We start from the raw sequence: 23,044 nt of genomic DNA on the forward strand, positions 1-23,044 counted from the left end.
GAAACACAAGGTCGCCACTTCAACCCTGCTTAGTCCCGCTTACCAATCCCCAACCGGTGTTGCCGCTGCAGCAACAACGCCCTCTCATTGGAGATGGGGGTAGGATATCTGAGGTTTGGGGAGTGGGGGATAAGTTTTTATCTATGCGCTCCCCTCTCCCACAGGGAGAGGGGAAAGGGGTGAGGGCTTGTGGGGGGCAAAAGCTAATTGTGTTCTGAGGTTTAGAGCTGGCCATCATCGTTTCATTTTTGTGAGCGCAAGCCCTCACCCCCGACCCCTCTCCCAGCGGGAGAGGGGAGTTCCATCTAGACCCATTTTGGTGGAAACCTTGTTTCACCAAAATGGATCATGAAGCATGGCCGCGACATCCGGGTCGTCAAGTGCGCAGCTTCGCTGCGTCGCAAGCGATCCGTTTTCGAAGAAAACGGACACTTGACTACTCAGAGGTCGCAGAAACAATTTCGGTAGCGATTGGGTGACCAGAATGGGCACCAAAGCGCTTCCAGACAAAAAGAAATCCCAAAACCGTCATCCCCGCCGAAGCGCTGGGATCTTGTGGCACTTTGCGGCACAAGATCCCAGCTCGACGTTGCCGTCCAAGATGACAGCGTTCAGGCCTGAGGCCCCGCTACTTCCCGGCCGTGGCCGCCTCAACCGCGATGAGATTATCGTCGCTATTGCGGTCGATCCGTTTCACATAAGGGTCGATGCCGATAAAGCTGGGCTCAGAGGTCGCGGGCAAAGTGAAGACCACTTGTTGGCGGCCGCTGCGGATCGGGCGGCGTTCAAAGGCCAAGACATTGGCTTTGGTAAAGGCCTTATCTTCCGGCTTTAGGTTAAAGAGGCCTATTTCCCAAGCTTCAGACATGGGGGCCTCGGTCTCTTTGCCCTCGCCATCGGCATAGAGCTTTTTGGCCTCTATTGTTGCCGTCACCTGCCACCGTCCATCGGGGAGTAGGACCTTTGTCGCACTGGATACTTTGGCATCATAAAGCGTGATCTTTTCGAACAAATCGGTGATCAGCTGTTGTTTAACCGGGTCTGGCCCCACCTCTTCGCGCAGGAATGCGATGAATTGGGCGCTGGTCGGATAGGGCGCGGGCTTAAAGGCGAATTGGGCGATCATCTTGCGGATGGCGGCATTGACCGGAGCCTCGCCCACCTCATTGCGCAAGAAATACATCACCAAGGCCCCTTTATTATAATGGATATAACCTTGGTTCTCGACCCGATTGAGCGGCAATTCTTCGACCACTTCGCTGCCGCGGGCACCCAAATAGGAATCAAGTTCGTTCTTCAGGAATTGGCGGACATGTTCGGGACCCAACATGTCTTCCATCACCAATAGCGCGCCATATTGCGAGAAGCTCTCTGACAACATGGTCGAGCCTTGCTTGTCGCCGCCAACAAATTGGTGGGCAAACCATTGGTGCGCGATTTCATGCGCCGTCACAAAGGTGACGAGGTCGATTTTCTTAGGATCGCGATTGGCCTGCAGCCAGCCGATGTCCTCGCTGAAGGGCACCGTATTGGCAAAGGATTGGGCAAAGGTTTCATAGGCCGGAAATTCCAAGATGCGGAATTGACGGAATTGATAGGGCGAGAAACGCTCTGAGAAGAGAACGAGCGAGCGATGGGCCGCTTTCTCCATTCGGTCCAAATTCGCGGTATGTTTCGGGTGATGATAGAGCTCGACCGAGACAGGCTTGCCCGCCACTAAGACTTGCGACCGCTTCACGCCATAGCGCGCCGATTGGATCGAGAAGAAGTGATGAATGGGTGCCTCGGTCACAAAGCGACGGGTGATCCTTCCATCCTTCTTGGTCTCTGAAACCTGATAGCCCGGCGCGATGGGGATTTGATCATCGTCTGTGCTGACGGTGATATCGGCATTCACCCAATGGCTATCGGGCCGCAAATAATGATGCGCGTCGCCCTTGGGGTCTTCAAGCTTATACGGGCGGCGGTCAGGATCGAGGCCGTATTTTCGCCGCTTAGACCGATCGGTCAACCAATTGCCGCGCGAGACGCCCAAAATGGGCGTTAGCTCGAAATTATTGAGAAAAGTACCATTGGCGATCAGGCGGCTTTGACCTCTGTTATTGGTAAAGCCCTTGCGGCCATAGACGGTTTCAAAGGTCACCACACGCTTTTCGCCCGGTGCCATCGGCGTCTCAAATCGATAGAGGGTGGTGCCATAGTCTGGCCACGCCTTTTCAACCACGACGCCGGGGATTGTTAGGCTTGCCCGCTCCACCGTCGACTTTTCAGGTAGGACGGCGATCATGCGGGTCAGCGGGGCACCGGTTTGGTTTTCGATGACATAGCTGCCGGTGACATCGGCTTGGCGATCCTTTGGGCGCAGATTGACGGTGAGCTTTACGTCCGTAATCTTTGGGTCTGGCATCTCTTCATATTGGGCGAGCGCCTTTTCCGCATTAGCGAGGCTTTCTTCGCCAGCGACGCTGGATTGATAGATGTTGAGCACATTGGTGTTGTAGAAAATCCAGCCGCCCAGACCTGCGAAGGCTGCAATAGCCGAGGCAAGCACCAAGCCGGTCGCGCCCATCATGCGGCGGGGGAAACGGCGGATACGTGGCATCAGACGGGTTTCTGCGCCGCGTCGCCAGAGGCCATAGGCCAAGACCACCAAGACCACGCAGAAGGCACCCCAATAGAGGTCGAACCAGGTTTTGCCGATCCAGAAGTGTGCCATGCCGTTAAAGGCACTCAAAGGCGTGCCGGGGCTGCTGCCGAAATTATAGAGATTGTGCTGGAAGCCCATGCTGGCCAAGGTGATGGAGGCCACAAGATAGACAACCAGACACCCCCAGCCGACATATTTATTTGGTGAAAGGGCTTGGAAGAAGACAGCGAGAATGGCGAGTTGCAATGCGGAAATCGTGCCGGGCACAATCCACCACAAGAGATAGCCCATGGGCTCAAGGCCTGCATAACCTTTGAACAGCTGAACACCCATCCCCGCAAGCATGCCGACAATATTGGTCGCCAAAAGGACCAAGAAAATCGCCAAGACTTTTGGGAGCACAAAGGCCCAATCGCTGACCGGCGTGGAATCGACAATCTCTGCCATGCGCCGCTCGCGGTCACGCCACACCAGATCGCCCGCGTAAAAGCCTGCGATAATGATGGGGATGATCGAGAAGGAGCTTTGGAGAGCGACGACCATCAACCGTGTGACAGGCTCAATCGCGGTTCCGCGCACTTCATCCGCAAAGAGAAGCGCGCCCATGGCGTTAAAGAGGCCCAAAGCCAAGAGCACAAAAAAGGCTGGGCTGAAGAGGACAGCCCTCACATCAAATAGGGTGCGCGCCCAAAGTTGCGCGGTGCGGACTTGACCTGTCAGGACAGGGGCGATGACCGGGGCTGTGGCCACAATTGGCGCAGCAACCGCTTTACCTGCTTTGGCGGCTTTATCCGCTTTTGCGCCTTTGCCGCCCGGGCGATAGAGGAGGAAAGCCAAGCCCAAAAAGGCCAAGGCGACCGAAAGCCAGATCGCGCGATTCTGCAGGAAGGTGCCGACCAATTCTGGCAATCGCGTGTTGCGGTCGGCCGCGGTCCAATATTCGGTTTGCCGGAACAAGGCGCGGACACCTGTTGGGTCCGCCAGGCCCGCAACATCCTTCAACTCAGGCTTGTCGAACAAGACACCCGTGGTGACCCAGGCAATCAAGATACCGATAAGCGCCAGATAGGCCCCCATCATCGACCGTGTCGCGGTCGCAAAGGCAAACAACATGGCGCCAAACACAAACAGCATCGGCAAAGCGATGATGAAATAGGCAAAGGCATAATGGCTGAGGACCAAGGGGCCGACCTTTTCCTGATCCAGCCACGGCATGAAAGAGCCGATCAGGATTGCTAAAGGTACCGACAAATAGCCCACAGCCGCCGCCATCCAAGACCCGGCAAAGCGGCCGTACAGATAGGCCCCCTTGCCCAAGCGCGTCGCGCGCAGGATCGGGCCATAGCCGGTCTCATCATCGCGGGTGACGGCGTTGGCCACAAAGGCTGTAACGGCAAACAAGGCGAAAATGCCCATCACCATGACGGTTTGGTTGATGGCAAATGGCGAATTAATATTGGTATTGCCCGTGCCACCAATCTGGATTTCATCCACGGTGACAGCCCCGAAAGTCAGCAAGAAAAAGAGCGTAAAGCTGACCCAAAGGACCGGGTTACGGAGTTGATAGCCGAACTCAAAGCCGGCCACGGACAGGAATTGGCGCAAGGATTTCATGATGAAGGTCCCGATCTCAAGCGGCAGCGCGCATGGCAGCTAGGGTTGAGAAATAGACATCTTCCAATCCGCCTTCGACCGAGACAAAGCCAGCCTCGGGTTCTTGATCGGCCAAGACGTGAATGACGGTTTGCCCCCCAAAGAGGCGCGAGGAAATCACGTGCATCCGCGCTTGATAATCGGCTAAGGCCGCCCGCGCGATGGTCTTGCGCCAGACCCTGCCCGACAGGGCCTGGGTTAAGTCCTTTGGCGCCCCCTCAGCCACAATCCGACCCCCAGCCAAAATGGCCATAGCCGGACAAAGGTCGGCGACATCTTCCACAATGTGCGTGGACAGGATCACCACCACTTCATCGCCGATTGCGGCGAGCAGGTTCAAGAAGCGATTGCGCTCCTCTGGGTCGAGGCCCGCGGTCGGCTCATCCACGATGATGAGTTTTGGAGCCCCAATCAGGGCCTGAGCGATGCCAAAACGTTGACGCATCCCACCCGAAAACCCTGCGATGGCCTTGTTGCGAACCTGCCAGAGATTGACCTGATTTAAGAGCCCTTCAACGACTTCCTTGCGCTCCTTCGCGCCAGCAAAGCCCTTTAGAATGGCCATATGGTTCAGCATGTCCTTGGCGGTCACGCGCGGATAGACGCCAAAATCTTGCGGCAAATAGCCCAAAGTCTCGCGCAAAAGTTCTGGCTGCTGCAGCACGTCAATCTTGCCAAACTCAATCGCGCCCGATGTGGGGGTCTGCAAGGTCGCAATGGTGCGCATCAAGGTGGATTTGCCCGCACCATTAGGCCCCAAAAGGCCGTACATGCCCGGAGAAATGGTCAAATTGACATCATCAAGCGCTTTCACGCCATTGCTATACACATGCGTCAGGCCGGAAATCTTAAGCATAATAGTCCCCCGTTTTAACGAAGGGTAACGCGCCTATTTTCGGGCGGCAATGGCCCCAAACCATTAAATTATCGTCACAAACTTTTCGGAAGAAACCGAACTTTAGACAACGCCTCGTGAAGCGGCAGTCTCACCAAAGCCCTAAGCGGGCATCAAAAAGGGCCCAAGCCTTCCAGCTTGAGCCCAGTTTGAAGGAGATGTGTGTTATTGTTCGTTTAGCGGAACAGCGACAGGGCCGCCTGCGACGAGCTATTGGCAATCGACAGCGCCTGAATGCCCAGCTGAGACTTGGTTTGCAGAGCCTGCAGCTTGGCGCTTTCCTTGGCGAGGTCAGCGTCAGCAATCGCGCCAATCCCGTTGTTCAAAGCATCTTGCAGTTTGCCGATGAAGGTGCGGTGCACTTCCAAACGCTTTGCACCAGCACCCCAGGTTGCCAATTGGGTACCCAAGTTGGTGATCGAGGCGTTGACCAAGCCCAAAGCGGTGGCCGAGGTTGTGTTGTCCGTCAGAACGCTACCGGCTGCAACCGTCACGACCGTGCCGCCCAAAGCCAAGCTGGCGCCGTTGACGGTGATGGTGTTACCACCTGCGGCGTCACCCAAGGCGACGGCGTTGTTCGGGGTACCTGCAATCATGTTCGCCCCATCGAAGACGGCGTTTGCAATGACGCTGGTGATTTGGTCACGAAGCTGAGCAAAGTCTGCGGCCAACGCGGCTTGAGCCGAGGCCGAGTTACCGGCTTGGGTGCCGGCCAAAGCCTTGCCCTTCATCTCGTTGAGAAGTTCCATGATGCTCTCACCAGCAGCAATGCCGGTGTCGAGGATGGAGGCTGCACGGTCAGTCGATTCACGGACGCGGTCATAGGCACCAACGTCAGAGCGCATCTTGTTGGCAATCGCCCAGATTGCACCATTATCTTTTGCGGAAGCGACCTTCAAACCCGTCGAAATTGCGTTTTGGGTTCTGTCGAGGTCTGAATTGGTCTTATTCAAAGTTTGAAGCGCGACCATAGCGCCTTGATTCGTGTTTACGCTGAGCATTTCTAGCCCCTCATCCATACTGGTTTTCCCCCGCTACGAGCGAGGTGTATTCGTTTTGAATACCTGACCAGCCTAAGATCGAGTTCTGAATCCGACGTTGAGAAACGTGGTAAACAAAATGCTACCAATAGAGAAAATACCGTATTGTTAAGTAATGAACATGGTTGAGAAGTTGCTTGCTCCTTTGATTTAGCAGCATAGCAATGAGGATAATCCCATGACTCTCTTTGAGTATTTATAGTTTATTTGACTGCCCTCGAGGCTGGGCCAAGCCAAAAATAGGGCTTTGAAAAAAGACACGAAAAAAATTTCAGGTGCGGCTGCGATTTTGGCAGGTGACCCTGCATTTTCTTTCCTGCGGCGGCAAATCGGCTCTAAACGCCCGCTTGAAACGCGCCTGCGCCTTAACCTGTCAGATGGTTTGGCGAAAGGCTTTGGGATTGCCTTTAATGTTTGCGGACGAATTCTGCCCGCAGGACCAGACCGCGAATACCGTCGTGCTTGCAGTCAATCTCCTGCGCATCGCCCGTTAACCGAATGGAGCGGATGATCGTGCCGCGACGCAAGGTTTGGCCCGCGCCCTTTACGTCCAGATCCTTGACCAAAACCACGGCGTCGCCATCCTGCAGCACATTGCCAACCGCATCGCGCACCACCACAGCGCTTTCAGCTTGCGTGCGTGCCGCCAGTTCCGATGCCGGCATCCATTCGCCGCTGGCTTCATCATAAACATAGTCATCGTCGCTGGCGCTCATGGTGGGGTTCCTAGCTTATCGTCAGGGCCTGATTGACATAGTGCCATTCAGAAGACAAGCTTGAGCAGTAGGAACTGATGTTTCAAACATCAAAAAGGGAATACTATGCTGACTTCTGCCCAACTGAAAGCGGCCCGTGCCCTTTTAGGCCTCGACCAAGCGGATCTGGCACTCGCAGCTGGGGTATCCTTGCCCACCATCCAGCGGATGGAGGCCAGTGACGGCATTGTGCGGGCACAAGTCGATAGCTTGATGAAAGTATTAGACGCACTCGATCGTTTGGGGGTTGAGGTCATAGGTCCGGGGCAGGCAAGCAGCGCGGGTGGCCGGGGGGTGCGGCTGAAAGATGCCTGAGACCGCGCCAGACCCCGCCCGCAGCTTTAAGCCAAAGCTGATCAGTGTCCTGAAGGAAGGCTATGGCTTGCGGGCTTTCGGCAAGGATGCATTGGCGGGGGCAACTGTGGCGGTGGTTGCTTTACCCCTATCCATGGCGATTGCCATTGCGTGCGGCTTGCCGCCGGAGAAGGGGTTGATTACGGCCATTGTGGGCGGCCTGATTGTATCGGCAACTGGCGGCAGCCGCTATCAAATCGGTGGACCAGCGGGGGCCTTTATTGTGCCCGTGGCTGGAACCTTCCTGGCGTATGGAATTGCGGGCATGATCACAGCGACGTTTCTGGCGGGCATTTTCTTGATCCTTGCTGGCGTGCTCCGCTTGGGCCGATTTGTTCGCCTGATACCGAAATCAGTTGTGTTGGGCTTTTCCGCCGGGATCGCCATCATCATCGCCGCAAGCCAGTTACATGATTTCCTGGGGCTCACGATTGTCCATGAGCCGGCAGACCTCACCGGAAAAATCGGCACACTTTATGCTGCCCGGGGCAGTTTCAACCCAGCCGCCTGCGCGCTTGCGCTCCTAACCATGGCGATCATTTTATGGGCACGCCGCTGGCAACCCGCCTTCCCCGGCATGTTACTGGCCATTGTCCTTACAAGTTTTATGACCGCGCAGTTTCCCATACCGGTTGAGACCTTAGGCGATCGATTTGGGGCTTTGGCAGGCATTTGGCCGCCCCCCAGCCTGCCCCAGCTTGATCCCGCTTTCATCCTTAAACTCTTGCCTTCGGCGGCATCCTTTGCCTTGTTAGGGGCTATTGAATCGCTGCTTTCTGCCACGGTGGCCGATTCCATGGGCGGGCGGCAACATCGACCAGACGCCGAACTAATTGCCCAAGGCTTGGCCAATATGGGGGCCGCCCTATTTGGCGGCTTCTGCGTCACAGGCACCATCGCCCGCACGGCGACCAACATCCGCGCCGGGGCCCATGGCCCGATTGCAGGCATACTTCATGCTGGCTTTGTGCTGATTGCCTTCTTAGCCCTGATGCCGCTGGCAGCCCATATTCCCTTCGCCACCTTAGCCGGGGTCCTTATGGTGGTAGCTTGGGGGATGATTGAACGCCATGAGATTGCAAACGTCGCCAGATCCTCCTTCCACCATGCCGCAGCCATGCTTATCACTTTGCTTGTGGTCGCTTGGTTTGATTTAACCGCCGGCATTGCCGCGGGCTGCGCCCTGATCGCGGTTGGCACGTGGGTGAAACTAAGGGTCATCAAGACAGACCCAGATAGACGGCATCCACCTTCGTGACGGGGCGTAAGCCCAGCCCCAGACTTTGCGCCGGAAAGCGCGCTCTCCGCTTTGCTTTGGCGGGGATGGCTCTGTTTTGGATTTTTCTGGAAGCGGTTTGGTGCCCATTCTGGTCACCCAACCGCTTGTTCAATTGTTTCTGCGACCTCTGGGTAGTCAAGTGTCCGTTTTCTTCGAAAACGGCTCGCTTGCGACGCAGCAAAGCTGCGCACTTGACGGCCCAGATGTCGCGGCCATGCTTCATGATCCATTTTGGTGAAACAAGGTTTCCACCAAAATGGGTCCAGATGGAGAAATCTTAAAGCGTTGTCATCCCGGACGGCGCAGCCGATCCGGGACCTCCTAACGCAAACTCGCGGAGGTCCCCGCTCTCCACTTCGTTCCGGCGAGGATAGGAGCGGCGTAAACCAATCTCTTGGGCTTGGCGCTCAAGCGCTCACACGATTTGAAAATCGACCTGCTCGGCTGGAACCGCCTGACCATCGGGGGTCACCAAGGCAATTTGAAGTGTCTGGCCAGTCCGGCGATCGGTGAGTCGGACTGGGGACGGACCGGTTTGCAGGTGACGCTCGCCCCATTGCATCAGAGCGATCAGGGTTAAGGCGAGATCCTGGCCCATCGGGCTTAATTGATATGCATAGCGAACCCGGTCGCGCCCCTGTCGATAAGGCGCTTTCACCAGAAGGCCCGCACCGACTAGGGCCTTCAAGCGGGTACTTAAGATGCCACGCGGAATGGTGAGATCCGCGCGTAAATCATCAAAGCGCGACACCCCGTAAAAGGCCTCACGCAGGATCAAAAGGGTCCAGCGATCTCCCAAAAGCTCGGTCGCCAAAGCCATGCCACAGGCATCGCGCGCCACCGGAGCAGATCGGATCGGAGTTTCAGAGGGGTAAGTTTCCGGCGTTGACATCAGCGACTGAGTAGGACATTTTGATCTAAGTTCAAAATAAAGACTCAGTAGCCTTGAACGTGCGTGACCTTCCCTCGCTTCCCGATCCACATCGATTTGGCGGTCCTGGATGGCTAGAACGCTCAGGCGGGGTCATGAATTTGCCCGAATGCGCGCGCGGCCTTGCCATTGCCAGCCAGCAGCAGGTGGCCAACATTTGGCAACGCCTAACTCCCCGCTTGGCACGGGTGGGAGATGTGAGTGACTTGCCTCCCGTGCCTGATAGCCGACTGGTGCGACTGGCCGAGGAAGCCGCCCTCTCCCAGAGCCCAGAACTCTTGCACCATGGCTATCGCTCTGCCCTTTTCGGGCGCGCATTAGCCCATATCGACAAGGTGAAGGTTGATCCAGAATTGCTGCATCTGTGCGGGATATTGCACGATGTTGGGCTGATGGAGGACGTCGCGGGCGAGGATTTTACGCTGCGCAGCGCCCAAACGGCCCGCGCCTGTGCGCATGAGGCTGGCGAACCAGCAGCCACGGGCGACCATCTCCACGATGCGCTGATTGTCCATACCAGCGTCGGCATCAAGCCAGATCGCGATGGTGCTTTGGGGCGTTACACCCAATATGGCGCGATGGTTGACTTAACCGGATTGCGTTTGGCCCATTTGCCGCGCCCCTTCGTCAATGAGGTGCTGGCGCGGCATCCGCGCGGTGCGTTTAAGCGGGAAATCTTGCGACGTCTCGAACTGGAAGCGAAAGCTGTGAAGGGTGGCCGCTTTGATTTTGCGATCCAAGTTGGCTTCCCTTTGGCCGTCAGGGCCGCCCCTTTTTCCGGCTAAATGCAACACTATCGGCGCCGCGCGCTTTGCACGCCCCCATGAGGTTATCTTGCCGGACGGCGTCAGCCAATCGGGGACCTTGCGCCGTAAAGTCCCACAAGGTCCGCGCTCTCCGCTTTGCTTTGGCGGGGTTACATCGTGGGGGTGTGGGGTGCGCACCGACGGCTGTGAAGGCAACCGCACACCTAAATCAACAGGCCATCCATCCATCGACTTCTTAAGCACTTGGCGGCCACCAAAAATGCCAACACAAACGCCCACTCGTTGTCGTGGTATAGAGCACGAAGTCCCCTTCTCCACGTGCAAGTCTTTCAAGACAGGCAATCAAATCTGCACAGCTTGTTGCCCCAATCGTCAGTTGCAGATGATTGCCCTGCGCAACCAATTCAAGACCGGATACGTCAGGTGAATAGGCCACGCGAAGCTTATCAAACTGCTGATCACAGGCTTGATTGTATCCAACCCCATAAAGGAGAGGCTCTGAAACCACTTCCAGGGGCAAAGTACGGTAAGCGGCATCATCGCTGCGCAAGAAGTTGATCCATGTGATAAAGGCTTCAGCGCCGGCTCGATCAGCCGAGACATGCCAGCCCCGCCAGCCTTCCTTCGGCTGGCGATATTGCCAAATCCACAGCTTTCCCAAAAATGGCGGGGGCGATTTCCAAGTCTGCACTCAAACCTCCTATGTCTTTGGATGCCGTGGCAGCGTGCTTACCCTTTCCTGAACGCGGGCTACGGCTAGGTAAGGACATTTCTTTCCCGGTCAAGCATGGGGAAGCCCAGTCCCAGACCTTGTGCCGTAAAGCCCCACCTCTTTCCCAAAAAGTATATCCTTCATGTGGAAATCGGTTGCATAAATCTGTGTTCGCTTTCAAATCTGATTTCAGAAAGCGGTGACAAGCTGCGTAAGCCTTGCACACGCAAAAGGAGATGATTTGTGGCAGAAGATGGCCCCTTGAAGATGGCCGATGTGGCCCGCTTGGCAAAGGTGTCTATGTCGACGGTGTCGCGGGCGCTGGCAGATAATCCCTTGATCCCAGAAGACCGGCGGCGGGAAATTCAGCGTATCGCCGCCGAGGCTGGCTATGTCATCAATCAATCGGCTCGTTCGCTGCGGATGCGGAAAACCCAGACCATTGGCGTTGTTTTCCCCTTGGGCCATGACGTGGGGCAATTAATCTCTGACCCCTTCTTCATTGAGATGTTTGGCCGCTTGGCCGATGAAATCACGACCCGCGGCTATCAAGTCTTGCTATGCCGGGTGACCGATACGTCAGACGGGTGGCTCAACCGGATCATCCAATCGCATCGCCAAGATGGTTTGGTGATTGTCGGCCAATCGGACCAACATGAGGCCCTCAATCATGCAGCAGAATCCTATCACCCGCTGGTGGTATGGGGCGGGCATTTGAGTGGGCAAGTCTATTGTTCGGTGGGGACCGACAATATTGGCGGGGCGCGCCGGGCCGTGGATCATTTGTTGGGGCTGGGCCGCAAACGCATCGCCTTTTTGGGCATGTTGGAACTGCCCGAAATTAGTTTGCGCTATGAAGGCTATGTGCGGGCCTTGCGCGCGGCGGGGATTGAGCACGACCCTGCCCTGGTGATCCCCGCCCATTTCTCGTTTGAGACCGCCTATGAAGCGGCCCGCGAATTGATTGAAAGCGGCACGCCCTTTGACGCGATTTTCGCCACGTCTGACATTATCGCGCTGGCCGCCATCCAAGCCCTTGCCGCAGCGGGGATTGATGTGCCGGGGCAAGTCAGTGTCGTGGGCTTTGACGATATCGCCATCGCGGCCCAATCAACCCCACCCTTAACCAGTGTGCAACAAGACCTCGCCAAAGGGGCTAGAACCATCGTCGACCTCTTGTTTAAGCGCATGGCCGGCGAAGACGCACCATCGGCAACCCTTCTACCCAAACTGGTCGTGCGCAAGTCCTGCGGCGGCTAGAAAGACTGGGCTTTACGGCCGCCGATTTGCCGCTAACGCCTCGGTCTACAAATTGGGCTCGCTTTTCCACTTGCTTTTGCAATCGATTGCGTTAGCGTAAATCCCAGAGGACAGAGCGCATAAGCGCCGGTGCACTTTTGGGAGGAAGAACATGACTCAACCGGCGTTGAAGCCGCATTTGCCCTTGTGGCGCATTGCGGAAATGAATCTGGGCTTTCTCGGCTTGCAGTTCAGCTTTGGTCTGCAACAGGGCAATATGGGCCCGATTTATAGCTATTTGGGTGCTGATGAGGCCTCGCTCCCCCTGTTGCAACTAGCAGGGCCGCTGACTGGTCTATTGGTGCAACCCATCATTGGCGCGATGAGTGACCGGACGGCCAGCAAATGGGGCCGTCGTACCCCCTATTTTATCGTCGGGGCCATTATGTGTTCGCTTGGGCTGTTCTTCATGCCCTTAAGCTCGTCCATTCTGATGGCGGTCTCGCTTCTGTGGATTTTGGACGCGGGCAATAACATCACGATGGAACCCTACCGCGCCTATGTCAGCGACCGGCTGAACCCGAACCAACGTCAATTCGGCTTCCTATCGCAGAGCGCTTTTACGGGCCTTGCCCAGATGTTGGCCTTCCTGTCGCCTTCCATCATGATCAATCTTTTGGGCTTTGATGTGAATGCGGTTGATGCCCACAATATTCCCGAAACCACCAAAGTTGCCTTTACCATTGGCGCAGTCCTGTCGATCAGTACGATCCTGTGGTCGGTTTTCCGCGTACGCGAATTGCCACTGACTGAGGCCGAAATCGCCTATATCAAAAGCAAGCCTTTGACGGTGAAAGGCACGCTGCTTGAGATTTGGGACGCTATCCTCACCATGCCAAAGGCCATGCGCAAATTGGCACTCATGAGCTTGTTTCAATGGTATGGCATGGCCGCTTATTGGGGCTATATCATCTATTCCATCAGCCGGTCGGTTTATGGCACGTCGGAGGCGGTCTCTGAAGGCTTCCGAATGGCCGTGGTTACCAATGGCGAGATTGGTGGCTTTTATAATGGGATTGCCTTTATCGCCGCGTTCGCGATGGTGCCCTTTACGCGGCGCTTTGGGCCGGAAGTTGTTCATGCCTGCTGTCTGACTTTGGGCGGGATCGGCATGTTGTTTATGCCCCATATTGGCGAGAAGGCCCTCTTGTTCATCCCCGCCATCGGCATAGGCTTGGCGTGGGCCAGTATCATGGGCAATCCCTTTGTGATCCTGTCAGGGGCTGTGCCGCCAGAGCGGACCGGGGTCTATATGGGGATTTTCAACATGATGATCGTCATCCCGATGTTGTTGATCGCCGCAACTTTGCCCTTCTATTACGAGCCTTTGATGGGGGGTGATGCGCGCCATGTGATTACGATGGCTGGCATCATGTTGATGATTGCGGCAGTCTGCGTTCTGTGGGTGCGGGAGAAGCGCCCCGCTTAGGCAGGATTATGGCAGTCAATTGGCTTCAAACTGGCCTCGCCAAGCGCGACCTTCAGGATATGGAGGGCGCGCTTGACGCATTAGAGCGCGCGGTCGCTTTAAGCCCTACGAACCCGACCGCCGCTTTCGCCTATGCGCAGGTGCGGTTTGAAACCGGGCGCGATGCGGTTACAGCCTTTGAACGCGCCCTCGCGCTTGATCCCGCTAATCCGCATGTGATCCGCACCTATGCAGCGGCCTATGCCGCCGAAGGTGATGCGGCGCGCGCCCAAACCATCCTGCTCGATACCTTAACCCAACATCCCCAATGGCTCGACGGACATAAGAGCCTTGCGACCCTGCGGGTGGCCATTGGCCAGCGGCAAAGCTTTGACGAAAGCTATCGCCGCGCGATAGCCGCTTTGCCCGGTAGCCTCAGCCTGCGGCTGGCCCATCTACATTTGCTGCAAACCGCACAGGCATGGGAGGAAGCCCGCACCCATCTTGCCCAAGCCCACCAAGCTTTGGGCCCCAGTCGCGGGCTAGAAGTTGCCCGTGTCTCGATTGAGAGTGAAAGCGGCGGACCTTTAAGCCGCGATCCCCATTTGTTTGATGCCTTGAAAGATTGGGCCGATCCCGGCCTTGATCTGTGCCGGGTGCGCCATGCTTTGCGCCTTGGCCAGCCAGAAGCCGCCCTTGCCCGCGCGAAACCCTATGTGTCGACACCCCATGCCCGCTTGTTCTGGCCCTATGTGTCCTTATGCTGGCGGCTTCTGGGCGACCCAGCGGCTGATTGGCTGGACGGGGTAGCGTCAGAACATGTCCGTGCGATTGATCTTGGCCTAAATGGGGTTGAGCTGAGCGCGCTGGCAGATGACTTGCGTGCCTTACACACCGCCCAAGCCCCCTATCTGGAACAATCGGTGAAGGGTGGGACACAAACCGACCGGCAACTTTTCTTCCGCCCGATCCCAAGCATCCAACATGTCCGCGCCAAAATCCAAAGCGCGGTTGCCAATTATCTGGCAGGCCTTCCGCCTCCACGTGAGGGTCATCCCTTACTGGGCCCGCCAAGGGACAAGCCAATCCTGTTTGAGGGCAGCTGGTCAGTCCTGTTACAGGCGGGCGGCTTTCATCGCGTCCATACCCATCCGATGGGCTGGATCAGCTCAGCCTTACACATAGAGCTGCCGGATACGGCAGCGGCAGGGCCAGCGCCCGCCGGCTTCCTTAGTTTTGGGGAAGGCCCGCCCGAGCTGGAGCTTGGGCTTGGCCCGACCCATCACATTGCCCCTAAAGCTGGAACGCTCGTTCTCTTCCCATCCACCCATTGGCACCGGACCGTGCCGATTGCGGCAGGTGAACGCTTAAGCCTCGCCTTTGATATTCGCCAGCCGATCTAGCCGATGATCGTGCTGGTCTTCCCGTCCAGTTTCAAATAGCTCGACGGTGCGATAGAGCCTGCAAATTGGGCTTGCTTAAGCGCTGAATCTTTTAGGATATCCCCGCCCTTTAGCCCCCAGAAATCGACAAAGCTGACCACTTCGAGCGAGGGTAGGACCTGCCAGGCATAGGCTTGGCGTGGCTCTTCCGGCGGATTGGCGAGCACGAGGCCCGAGCCGTTCAAGGGCTCAAACGGTCCAAACAAAGAGGGGCCGACCATGCCATAAAGCCCGGTCGGGCCTTGGGCAAAACGGGTGTCGAAGATATGCGCTTGGGTCGACCAGAATAGATAATAAAGGCCATCGCGCACAAACATGTGCGGTCGTTCCATCTCACTGGCGAGGCCAAAGGCATCCAGAATGGGTGGCAAAAGCTCAAAGGCCTCTTGGCCGTCTGGGTCGTTCGCCTTGGCAAGGCCAATCACCCCGTCATAGGGACTGGCCGGCAAATGCGAGGCGCGCGAAGCGGTAAACAAGATATAGCCCACGCCATCAGCAGGGTCGCGGAACCAGTAAGGGTCGCGGAAGCCCTTGATTTGACCAGGCACGCCTTGGGTCATGGACAGGTCGGCATAAAGCTCACCGGTATTGACCACTGTTTGGGTGAGGCCACGCCAACTTGTCACGCGGGGCAATGTGCCCGTTAGGTCCAAAGTGCCGACCGCATGGAACAAACGTTGCTCAAAGTCTGGCTTGGCTTCGCCGCGGCGACCGGCAGCGGTAAACCATAAGGTGACTTCGCCAGTTTCAGGGTTCAGGCGGGTAGAACCCGACCACTCACGGCTGCCCGGCGAAAAGCCATCGGGCAGAAGATTGCCGCAATCGCGCCAACCCGCTTCAGACTTCAAGAGCAAGCGCATCCGCGCCATGTTGTGGCGTACATCTGGGTCTGGCAGGCGCGGCGCAGACAACATCACCCATAAGCTGCCCGCCTCAAGCGTAACCAGATCGCCATTGTCCAATTGAACGGGCCAAATGTCCCACAGGGTTAAAGTTGGATCGAGATGTTGAACATCGGCTGCGCCAAAGAGGCGTGGGCTCGGCAGGCGAGCGGCATCAAGCTGGGCCAAATGCGACGCACGCCAGAAATTGGGTCGCCACTGCGGGCTGACATCAGGAACAAGTTTTGGAGACGGGGTTAGAGGCACGCTGAATTTGTCCTGATTGGTCATCACACAGGTGATGGTAAATGGCGGCAGAGAAAGGTCACTTAAGCAACCGCCCCTTCTGCCGCGCAATGTTGATTGACGAAGGCTTGGTGGGTCGGCACGTTTTCAGCACTTGCCACCATGGCGGCCTTGAGCTTGCCCAAATAATCGCGGCCATCTGTCCCCCGGAAGTCAAACAAGGGGTCGACGTCTTGGGGGATATTGCCTTGACCAATATGGACCGCAAGCCAGCTTGGCTGACCAAACAAATCCATATCGCGGGCAATATGGCGCCCATAGCGCCGGAAGTGTTCAATTTTCAGCTTCAACGTGTCGGGGATGTCCATGCTGGCGCAATAGCGCCAAAGCGGGCTGTCATCCCGGGTCGTGAGCTTATAGTGCAGGACCAAGAAGTCGCGGATACGCTCAAACTCGGTAGCTGCAATATGGTTATATTCGTCCACGATGAGCGGATCAAAGTCGCGCTGCGGGAAGAGGGCAAGCAGCTTTGAAATGCCGGCTTGGATCAAATGGATCGAGGTGGATTCAAGGGGTTCCAAAAAGCCGCTGGACAGGCCAATGGCCACCACATTCTTTTCCCAAAACTTGTCACGCCGCCCGGTGGTAAAGCGCAACTTATTAGGCCCAGCCAAAGCTTCGCCGTCGAGATTGGCGCGCAGCGAGGCTTCGGCATCTTCGTCGGAGATAAATTTGCTACAATAGACATAGCCATTGCCCGTCCGGTGCTGCAGCGGAATGCGCCATTGCCAACCTGCTTCGCAGGCGGTGGAGCGTGTATAGGGCAGCATGTCGCCGACCTTGGCGCACGGCATGGCCACGGCGCGATCACACGGCAGCCAATGGGTCCAATCTTGATAGCCCACTTTGAGGGCCTCGCCGATCAAGAGGCCACGAAAGCCAGAGCAATCGATGAAGAGATCGCCTGTTAGTTCCAGTCCGCTCTCTAGCGTCACGCCTTCAACAAAGCCGGTCTCGCTATGTTGGCGAACGCTGACAACTTTGCCCTCATGACGGGTGACGCCCCGGGTCTCGGCATAATTGCGCAGCAAGCGCGCATATAGGCCTGCATCAAAATGATAGGCATAGTCAAAGGTCGACATGACTTGTCGGGGGTCGGGGCTTGGGCGGGTAAAGCGACCACGTTGGGCCAAGGCCCACGCCATGGAGAAGTCGTCAAACGAGGTTGTGTCCCCCGCTTCGCGGGCCTTCAGCCAGAAATGGTGCAGACCGACAATGTCAAAGGCCCTGCCATGTGGTCCAAAGGGGTGGAAATAGCGATTGCCCTGACTGCCCCAATTCACAAACTCAATGCCGAGCTTGAAAGAGCCCTTGGTCTTGGCAACAAATTCGCGCTCATCAATCCCCAACATGTCATTGAAGGTACGGATCGGTGGAATGGTGGCCTCGCCCACACCGACTGTCCCGATCAGTTCGGATTCAACAAGCTTGATGTCGCAATCCTGTTTCAGCGTATTGGCCAAAGCTGCGGCGGTCATCCAGCCAGCAGACCCACCGCCAACAATGACGATGGAGCGGATGCGTCGATCAGATGATGGGGTCATAACGCCTCCTTGATCCAGCGTTTCAGCTTAGTCGAACAAATGGGGCTGAAAGCAATTGCGTCCAGCCCCATCTATCAAACTCCCTGCCCTGAAGGGAGCCTCATCTTGTTCTTAGCATTGGCTTGAAACCAAGTCTGGTTTCAAGCCTCTGCCTCGGCAGCTTTCACCTTGAGAGCCAGGCTCTAGAAGGTGTAGCGGATCGCTGCCGTCAGGGTACGACCCAAAGCTGGGTTGCCACTGATGACGACGGGGTTCACAGCGGCGTTTGCCACGCCACCATTGCCGCGCAAGTCAAACTTGTCGAACAAATTGTAAGCCGAGAGGCTGAGTTCGATGTTTTCCTTGATGGCATATTTCGCCGTTGCGTTCACGATTGCACCACCTGGATATTCACGGCCAGCATCGTCGATCGACGAGGTTTGGCCCGTGGTGCTGACACCCAAGGTGACTTTGTCGCTGAAGTCATAATTGGCCGCGACCGTGAAGCTCAAATCAGGAATGCCAGGCGCGCGGGTAAATGGTCCCGAGACACCGCTGCTATTGGGACGCGAGATTTTCGCGTTCGAATAGGTGGCATTGCCGATCACCGAGAATGGGCCATTGCGATAGGTGGCATAGGCTTCAGCACCGCTCGACTCATATTTGGCGTCGATCACGCAGCCGCCCGAACCGCCGGGGCAACGGGTTGCCGACAATTCAAACGTGCTCTGCTTGAAATCGCCTTGCAGCAAGGTGAATTCCAGCGTGTAGCGGCCGCCAGCCAATTCGCCACGGTTCTTCACGCCCAATTCGTCTTGATTGACGAAGTCAACCGAAGCGGTACGCCCAGCTTGGGTGAGCGAACCATCGGCATTGATCTTGCCACTGACGGTTTGGCGGTCACCATTGAAGCGGCCACCCTTCGAGCGACGAACAAAGACGCTGGTGTCTTCATTGACTTTGTAGAGGGCACCAACCGACCAAGAGGTATAGTCGCGGGTATAGTTCAGCCGCTCACGTGCGCCATTGGCACGAATGGTGGTGATTTGAACGCCGCCAGAATTGACGAGGAATTCAGGACCGCCAGCAACCGTGGTGCCGCGTGCTTCAACCGATTCAAAGCGGACCGAGCCATCGAGTGCGAACTTATCTGCATCCAATTCCAACGCGATATAGGGCGCGGTGTTGGTGTAAGACAGGTCGTAATCGCGGGCGCAGCAATCGCCCCAATTGTTGTTATAGCCCGAAATACCTTCTTGGGTCAGTTTGTTGCCAGCCGCATCAAAGAGATCCAATTGCGAAGGATTATTGCCGCTCAACTCACGAAGCGATTTGTTGACATGCCAGTCCATGGCGATGTCTTGCTTCATGTAGAAATAGCCAACCCGTGCCGTAACCGCCCCAAAGCCGGTGTCATATTTGCCGGTCAGTTTGAAATCGTTAGCGGTGCTGCCAATGTCGCGAATATTGGTGCGGACATTCACGTTATTGTCGACATAGGTGTCGGTGAATACCTGACCGGCGCGGGGACCCGCGGCGTAACGGATGCTAGCAACCGTTGCATTTGGCAGACCTGGGCGGCTGATGACCGAACCAATGACGCTGGCGCGGGTGGCGACGTTCAAGAAGGGCGAGGCAAACCCACCGCTCATATCGGTCCAACGGAAGTTGTTATCAACGCTCCAATTGTCATTCACATTGTAGCGCAACTGACCGCCCAAGGAGGTCGCCTTGGTGGTGATCCCGTCCATTTTGACGCGCTCGAGCACGCCATCGCGGTTAAAGATCAAAAAGTCTTTGTTATAGACCGAATAGTTGGAGTCCTTGCGGCCATCAAAGCCGGGGAATGGCTTGATGTTGGAAACTTCCAAACCATTGATCGTGGCCAGAGCTGGCGAGCCGGTATAGTTTGGCTCTTGCGTATCGGCGATCTTCACCAAAACCCGCACAAAGCCTTTGTCGTCGGCAAAATCGTGGGTCAGATTGGCCTTGATTTGGTAGGAATTGCTGACGTCATAGCCAGCGTCCAAGGGGCCGCTGCCCTTTTTGTAGAAGCCACCAACATGGAAGCGGGTCGAGTCATTAATCGGGCCGCCATAGCGGAAGTCCAACTTGTTCTCATCAAAGCCGAGGCCGGTGTTCCACTGCACATAGCCGCCCTTTTGCAGACCCGTGTTGGAGATGTAGTTGATGACCGCACCGGGAGCTTGCGAGGCATAGGTGGAAGCCGAACCGCCGCGAACACCTTCGACATTGGCGACGGTGGCGTCAAAGCGGGTCCAGTAATCGTTGTTACCAAACTGGATGTCGCCGAACAGAACGGTTGGCAGGCCATCTTCTTGGATCTGCACGAAGGGCGAACCCCCGGTGGCAACAGGAAGACCGCGGACGGCGATGTTGGAGTTACCGCCTGGGCCAGCGGTACCCGCGACCTGAATACCTGGGATCATCCGAAGCAATTCGGATTCAGAACTTGGCTTGAAGTCTGCAATGACTTGCGCATTGACCGTGGTCACCGAGACCGAGCTGTTGATTTGGGTGCGATTACCGCCCGAAGCGGTCACGATAACGACTTCCAAGCCTTCAGGCTCTGCAGGCGCTGCTGCGGCCTGTTGGGCCATGGCAGGCGCACCGGCTGCGAGCGCGGTAACCAGCGCAATCGCCGAAACGCAATTAGAGAATTGGGCAACCTTCATGTCTTAACTCCCAGTGTCTGTTTATAGCTAAGGCTCTGATGGCCTGCCTGACCTTTTTGATACCACCTATGCAATGGATTGCAAGAACGATAATGCAATCCATTGCATAAAAAGCGTCACAAACTTTCTTAGTCTCTGACAGTGTTAGGTTTTTTGTATAGCTACCGGGCCAGTTTCGCCGAGTAAGGCCGCAAAAAGGGCGATTCTTGGACTAGGATTGTGCCTGTTCGGCCAACCAAAGAGCGCCCAGAAGACCTGAGTCTAGCCCCAATCCGGCACCCACAACATCAAAACCGCCTTCGCCGGGAGCAGCCGTCCCATAGGGGCCGATGAGGGCTTTTGCCTTGGTGGCGACCCGCTCTACCAGCCCGCCACGGGCCATCACGCCACCCCCAAAAATGACGCGCTTGACCGCGGTGGTCAGGACCAGATTGGCTGCCAAATGCGCCAAATAATGGGCTTCAATATCCCAAGCAGGATGATCATCTGGCAATTCAGACGCATCCATCCCCCAGCGCGCCAGCAAGGCCGGGGCAGAAGCTAGGCCTTCAATACAATCGCCATGGAAGGGGCAAACGCCCTTAAACTGCAGGTCGTCGGGATGTCGCGGGGCGCGCATATGCCCAGCCTCAGGGTGCATCGTGCCCCAGACCGCTTTGCCGCCCAAAATGATGCCCGCGCCAATGCCTGTGCCGACCGTGACATAGGCAAGATCATCAAGACCCTGACCCGCACCCCATGCCCGTTCGGCAAAGGCCGCTGCCGTCACATCGGTCTCCAAGGCGATCTGACACCCCGTCCCGGCTGCCATATGTCCTGCAACATCCGCACCCGACCAATGCGGCTTGGTGGTAGCTAAAATATGGCCCCAACGTGGGCTGGCAGGATTGACGGCCAAGGGGCCAAAGCAGGCCATGCCAATATGGCTGACGGCCAAGCCCTGGTCCTTATGGCCGTTAAAAAAGGCTATTGCGCGCGCCAACGTCTCGTCTGGCGTTGTGGTTGGAAAGGCCGTCCGCGACAGGATTTTGTCCTTGCCGTCGAAAATGGCACAGCGCCATGAGGTCCCTCCCGCATCAATACCGCCGAACTTGCTCACGAATCTGCCTTTCTTGGGATGGGGCGCTTGCGGCTTCCCCCTCTAGCGGGAAATGAGCCGCTGACAAGGGTCGCCTGCGAAACCGATTGCAGGGACTTATGCATGGACCGACCCATTGGCTTGCGCTGCAACCGCTTGCCGCAGCAGAGGACGGGCAAAGATGAGCGCAACAACGGCGATCGCATAAAGACCTGCCATCATCGCAAAGCCCGCGGCAAGGCCGGTATAGACCGCCATGGCCGGCAAAGCGAAACTGGTGATCCCTGCCCCAATAAAGCCCAGCATGGTCATCAGGCCAGCTGCCGTCGCACGGGCTTCCGGTGGCATCACATCATGCATGGCCGCATAGATACAGCCGTCAAACAGGCCCTTGCCAAAGCTGGTTGCGAACAACAAAAGCCCCACCGCCGTCGCGTTTGAAACCCAAGGGAATGGCACGAGAAAGAGGGCTGCAAATACCAACCCAATCGCCAAAACGGTGAAGCGGCCAATGGGGCTGCGCGCCGCAAATTTATCGGCCATAAAGCCACCAACCAGAACCGAGAAGAAGCCAGCTGTTGTAATCATCACTGGGCCTACCAAGGCACTATCGGCTAAGTTCAGGCCCAATTCGTCGTGCGCATAGGTGTTACACCAGTTCAAAACGCCCGATGAAGCCGAGGTGGCCAGAAAGAAGACAAAGCATAGTAAGAGAGCGGCAGGATTTTTAAAGATGATCCCAATCGGCTCTGCCTTCTTCTCGTCCTTAACGACGGGCTCGCCGGGTGCATCATCGCGCAAATATTTGAACAAAATCGCCATGACGACAAAGCCAAGCGCGGCAAATACGATGAAGGGTGCGGGCCAGCCGTGGTGGTCGGCAAGCTTACCAGCCACCCAACCCCCAATGCCACCACCAGCGAAAACGGCGGTTTGATGGATCGACAGCGCGCGGCTGCGCACACTGGGCTTATGCCACGAGCTGATGAGTGCGGTCGCGGTTGGATAATAGGTCGACTCCCCAATTGCGACCAAAGTCCGCATGCCGAGCAACATGGCAAAGCCCGTTGCCAATGGCATGATCCCGGTTGCCATGCTCCAGAAGACGAGGCCGAAAATAATCATATGGCGACGTCGGACGCTGTCGCCCATCCGGCCAAACACAAAGGCACAGACGGCATAGGTCCAGAAAAAGGTCGTATCGATAATTCCCAATTGCACATCTGTCAGGCCGAATGCGTCGCGCAATAAGGGTTTGACGGAATTGAGGATGGAGCGGTCGGCCGCATTGAGGAAGGACACCATCCAGAGGAGGGCGATCAGGATCCACGGATAATTGTCGGGCGCTGGCTTGAGTTGCTTTTCGGTCATTTTCTGC

General features: G+C 56.6%; 17 protein-coding genes. 6 read left to right on the forward strand and 11 right to left on the reverse strand.

Annotated features, from left to right (window positions below):
* Positions 1–628 precede the first annotated feature (628 nt).
* The 4 genes from IOB61_RS05225 to IOB61_RS05240 all read right to left on the reverse strand — a co-directional run bounded on the left by IOB61_RS05225 (position 629) and on the right by IOB61_RS05240 (position 6,951).
* A complete protein-coding gene (locus IOB61_RS05225) occupies positions 629–4,261 on the reverse strand; it encodes a M1 family aminopeptidase (protein WP_290813202.1) in 3,633 nt (1,210 codons plus the stop codon).
* Positions 4,262–4,277: 16 nt separating this feature from the next.
* Entirely contained in the window at positions 4,278–5,156 is an 879-nt protein-coding gene (locus IOB61_RS05230) for an ABC transporter ATP-binding protein (RefSeq protein WP_290813206.1), read from the reverse strand.
* 215 nt (positions 5,157–5,371) lie between these two features.
* Positions 5,372–6,196: a flagellin gene (locus IOB61_RS05235; protein ID WP_085340862.1), complete on the reverse strand. Its 825-nt coding sequence runs from the start codon at positions 6,194–6,196 to the stop codon at positions 5,372–5,374.
* Positions 6,197–6,642: 446 nt separating this feature from the next.
* The gene (locus IOB61_RS05240; protein ID WP_367272805.1) at positions 6,643–6,951 is read right to left on the reverse strand and encodes an alkylphosphonate utilization protein; all 309 of its coding nucleotides are present in this window, start codon (positions 6,949–6,951) and stop codon (positions 6,643–6,645) included.
* A 105-nt stretch (positions 6,952–7,056) separates the two neighbouring features.
* Between IOB61_RS05240 and IOB61_RS05245 the strand changes: the two genes are divergently transcribed.
* Both IOB61_RS05245 and IOB61_RS05250 read left to right on the forward strand, forming a co-directional pair.
* Positions 7,057–7,305, forward strand: a complete 249-nt coding sequence (locus IOB61_RS05245; protein ID WP_290813210.1) for a helix-turn-helix domain-containing protein — start codon at positions 7,057–7,059, stop codon at positions 7,303–7,305.
* Positions 7,298–8,602, forward strand: coding sequence for a SulP family inorganic anion transporter (locus tag IOB61_RS05250; RefSeq protein WP_290813213.1), 1,305 nt, complete (start codon positions 7,298–7,300; stop codon positions 8,600–8,602). The genes IOB61_RS05245 and IOB61_RS05250 overlap by 8 nt, the downstream gene beginning before the upstream one ends.
* Before the next feature lie 436 nt (positions 8,603–9,038).
* Here IOB61_RS05250 and IOB61_RS05255 read toward each other — a convergent pair whose 3' ends face one another.
* Positions 9,039–9,515 (reverse strand): helix-turn-helix domain-containing protein, encoded by a 477-nt coding sequence (locus IOB61_RS05255; protein ID WP_290813216.1) that lies wholly within the window; start codon positions 9,513–9,515, stop codon positions 9,039–9,041.
* 134 nt (positions 9,516–9,649) lie between these two features.
* Here IOB61_RS05255 and IOB61_RS05260 point away from each other — a divergent pair, with 134 nt between their 5' ends.
* Positions 9,650–10,339, forward strand: a complete 690-nt coding sequence (locus tag IOB61_RS05260; RefSeq protein WP_290813219.1) for a hypothetical protein — start codon at positions 9,650–9,652, stop codon at positions 10,337–10,339.
* 217 nt (positions 10,340–10,556) lie between these two features.
* Here IOB61_RS05260 and IOB61_RS05265 read toward each other — a convergent pair whose 3' ends face one another.
* Positions 10,557–11,012: a hypothetical protein gene (locus IOB61_RS05265; RefSeq protein WP_290813222.1), complete on the reverse strand. Its 456-nt coding sequence runs from the start codon at positions 11,010–11,012 to the stop codon at positions 10,557–10,559.
* Positions 11,013–11,276: 264 nt separating this feature from the next.
* On the opposite strand from IOB61_RS05265, the gene IOB61_RS05270 reads away from it, so the two are divergent.
* The 3 genes from IOB61_RS05270 to IOB61_RS05280 all read left to right on the forward strand — a co-directional run bounded on the left by IOB61_RS05270 (position 11,277) and on the right by IOB61_RS05280 (position 15,143).
* On the forward strand, positions 11,277–12,293 hold the full coding sequence (locus IOB61_RS05270; protein ID WP_367272806.1) for a LacI family DNA-binding transcriptional regulator: 1,017 nt from the start codon (positions 11,277–11,279) through the stop codon (positions 12,291–12,293).
* Positions 12,294–12,444: 151 nt separating this feature from the next.
* A complete protein-coding gene (locus tag IOB61_RS05275) occupies positions 12,445–13,761 on the forward strand; it encodes an MFS transporter (RefSeq protein WP_085340846.1) in 1,317 nt (438 codons plus the stop codon).
* 8 nt (positions 13,762–13,769) lie between these two features.
* Positions 13,770–15,143: a putative 2OG-Fe(II) oxygenase gene (locus tag IOB61_RS05280; protein ID WP_290813226.1), complete on the forward strand. Its 1,374-nt coding sequence runs from the start codon at positions 13,770–13,772 to the stop codon at positions 15,141–15,143.
* On the opposite strand, the gene IOB61_RS05285 is transcribed toward IOB61_RS05280, so the two are convergent.
* From IOB61_RS05285 to IOB61_RS05305, 5 genes are all read right to left on the reverse strand, one after another.
* A complete protein-coding gene (locus IOB61_RS05285) occupies positions 15,140–16,330 on the reverse strand; it encodes a glycoside hydrolase family 68 protein (protein WP_290813229.1) in 1,191 nt (396 codons plus the stop codon). The two genes, IOB61_RS05280 and IOB61_RS05285, sit on opposite strands and share 4 nt — an antisense overlap.
* 62 nt (positions 16,331–16,392) lie before the next feature.
* Positions 16,393–17,913 carry a tryptophan halogenase family protein gene (locus IOB61_RS05290; RefSeq protein ID WP_290813232.1) on the reverse strand — a complete coding sequence of 507 codons (1,521 nt, stop codon included), beginning with the start codon at positions 17,911–17,913 and terminating at the stop codon, positions 16,393–16,395.
* Positions 17,914–18,095: 182 nt separating this feature from the next.
* Complete coding sequence (locus IOB61_RS05295; RefSeq protein ID WP_290813235.1) at positions 18,096–20,588, reverse strand: TonB-dependent receptor; 2,493 nt, start codon at positions 20,586–20,588, stop codon at positions 18,096–18,098.
* A 211-nt stretch (positions 20,589–20,799) separates the two neighbouring features.
* Positions 20,800–21,687 carry an ROK family protein gene (locus IOB61_RS05300; RefSeq protein ID WP_290813244.1) on the reverse strand — a complete coding sequence of 296 codons (888 nt, stop codon included), beginning with the start codon at positions 21,685–21,687 and terminating at the stop codon, positions 20,800–20,802.
* Positions 21,688–21,783: 96 nt separating this feature from the next.
* Positions 21,784–23,037, reverse strand: a complete 1,254-nt coding sequence (locus IOB61_RS05305; RefSeq protein ID WP_290813254.1) for an MFS transporter — start codon at positions 23,035–23,037, stop codon at positions 21,784–21,786.
* Positions 23,038–23,044: the final 7 nt, after the last annotated feature.

The organism is Aquidulcibacter sp., from assembly GCF_020253525.1.
GTDB lineage: Bacteria > Pseudomonadota > Alphaproteobacteria > Caulobacterales > Aquidulcibacteraceae > Aquidulcibacter.

What these genes read in the sequence shown, in the direction of transcription:
- IOB61_RS05225 (WP_290813202.1), bottom strand. Translation starts at nt 4,261, where the DNA reads ATGAAATCCTTGCGCCAATTCCTGTCCGTGGCCGGCTTTGAGTTCGGC.
- IOB61_RS05230 (WP_290813206.1), bottom strand. Translation starts at nt 5,156, where the DNA reads ATGCTTAAGATTTCCGGCCTGACGCATGTGTATAGCAATGGCGTGAAA.
- IOB61_RS05235 (WP_085340862.1), bottom strand. Translation starts at nt 6,196, where the DNA reads ATGCTCAGCGTAAACACGAATCAAGGCGCTATGGTCGCGCTTCAAACT.
- IOB61_RS05240 (WP_367272805.1), bottom strand. Translation starts at nt 6,951, where the DNA reads ATGAGCGCCAGCGACGATGACTATGTTTATGATGAAGCCAGCGGCGAA.
- IOB61_RS05245 (WP_290813210.1), top strand. Translation starts at nt 7,057, where the DNA reads ATGCTGACTTCTGCCCAACTGAAAGCGGCCCGTGCCCTTTTAGGCCTC.
- IOB61_RS05250 (WP_290813213.1), top strand. Translation starts at nt 7,298, where the DNA reads ATGCCTGAGACCGCGCCAGACCCCGCCCGCAGCTTTAAGCCAAAGCTG.
- IOB61_RS05255 (WP_290813216.1), bottom strand. Translation starts at nt 9,515, where the DNA reads ATGTCAACGCCGGAAACTTACCCCTCTGAAACTCCGATCCGATCTGCT.
- IOB61_RS05260 (WP_290813219.1), top strand. Translation starts at nt 9,650, where the DNA reads ATGAATTTGCCCGAATGCGCGCGCGGCCTTGCCATTGCCAGCCAGCAG.
- IOB61_RS05275 (WP_085340846.1), top strand. Translation starts at nt 12,445, where the DNA reads ATGACTCAACCGGCGTTGAAGCCGCATTTGCCCTTGTGGCGCATTGCG.
- IOB61_RS05280 (WP_290813226.1), top strand. Translation starts at nt 13,770, where the DNA reads ATGGCAGTCAATTGGCTTCAAACTGGCCTCGCCAAGCGCGACCTTCAG.
- IOB61_RS05290 (WP_290813232.1), bottom strand. Translation starts at nt 17,913, where the DNA reads ATGACCCCATCATCTGATCGACGCATCCGCTCCATCGTCATTGTTGGC.
- IOB61_RS05295 (WP_290813235.1), bottom strand. Translation starts at nt 20,588, where the DNA reads ATGAAGGTTGCCCAATTCTCTAATTGCGTTTCGGCGATTGCGCTGGTT.
- IOB61_RS05305 (WP_290813254.1), bottom strand. Translation starts at nt 23,037, where the DNA reads ATGACCGAAAAGCAACTCAAGCCAGCGCCCGACAATTATCCGTGGATC.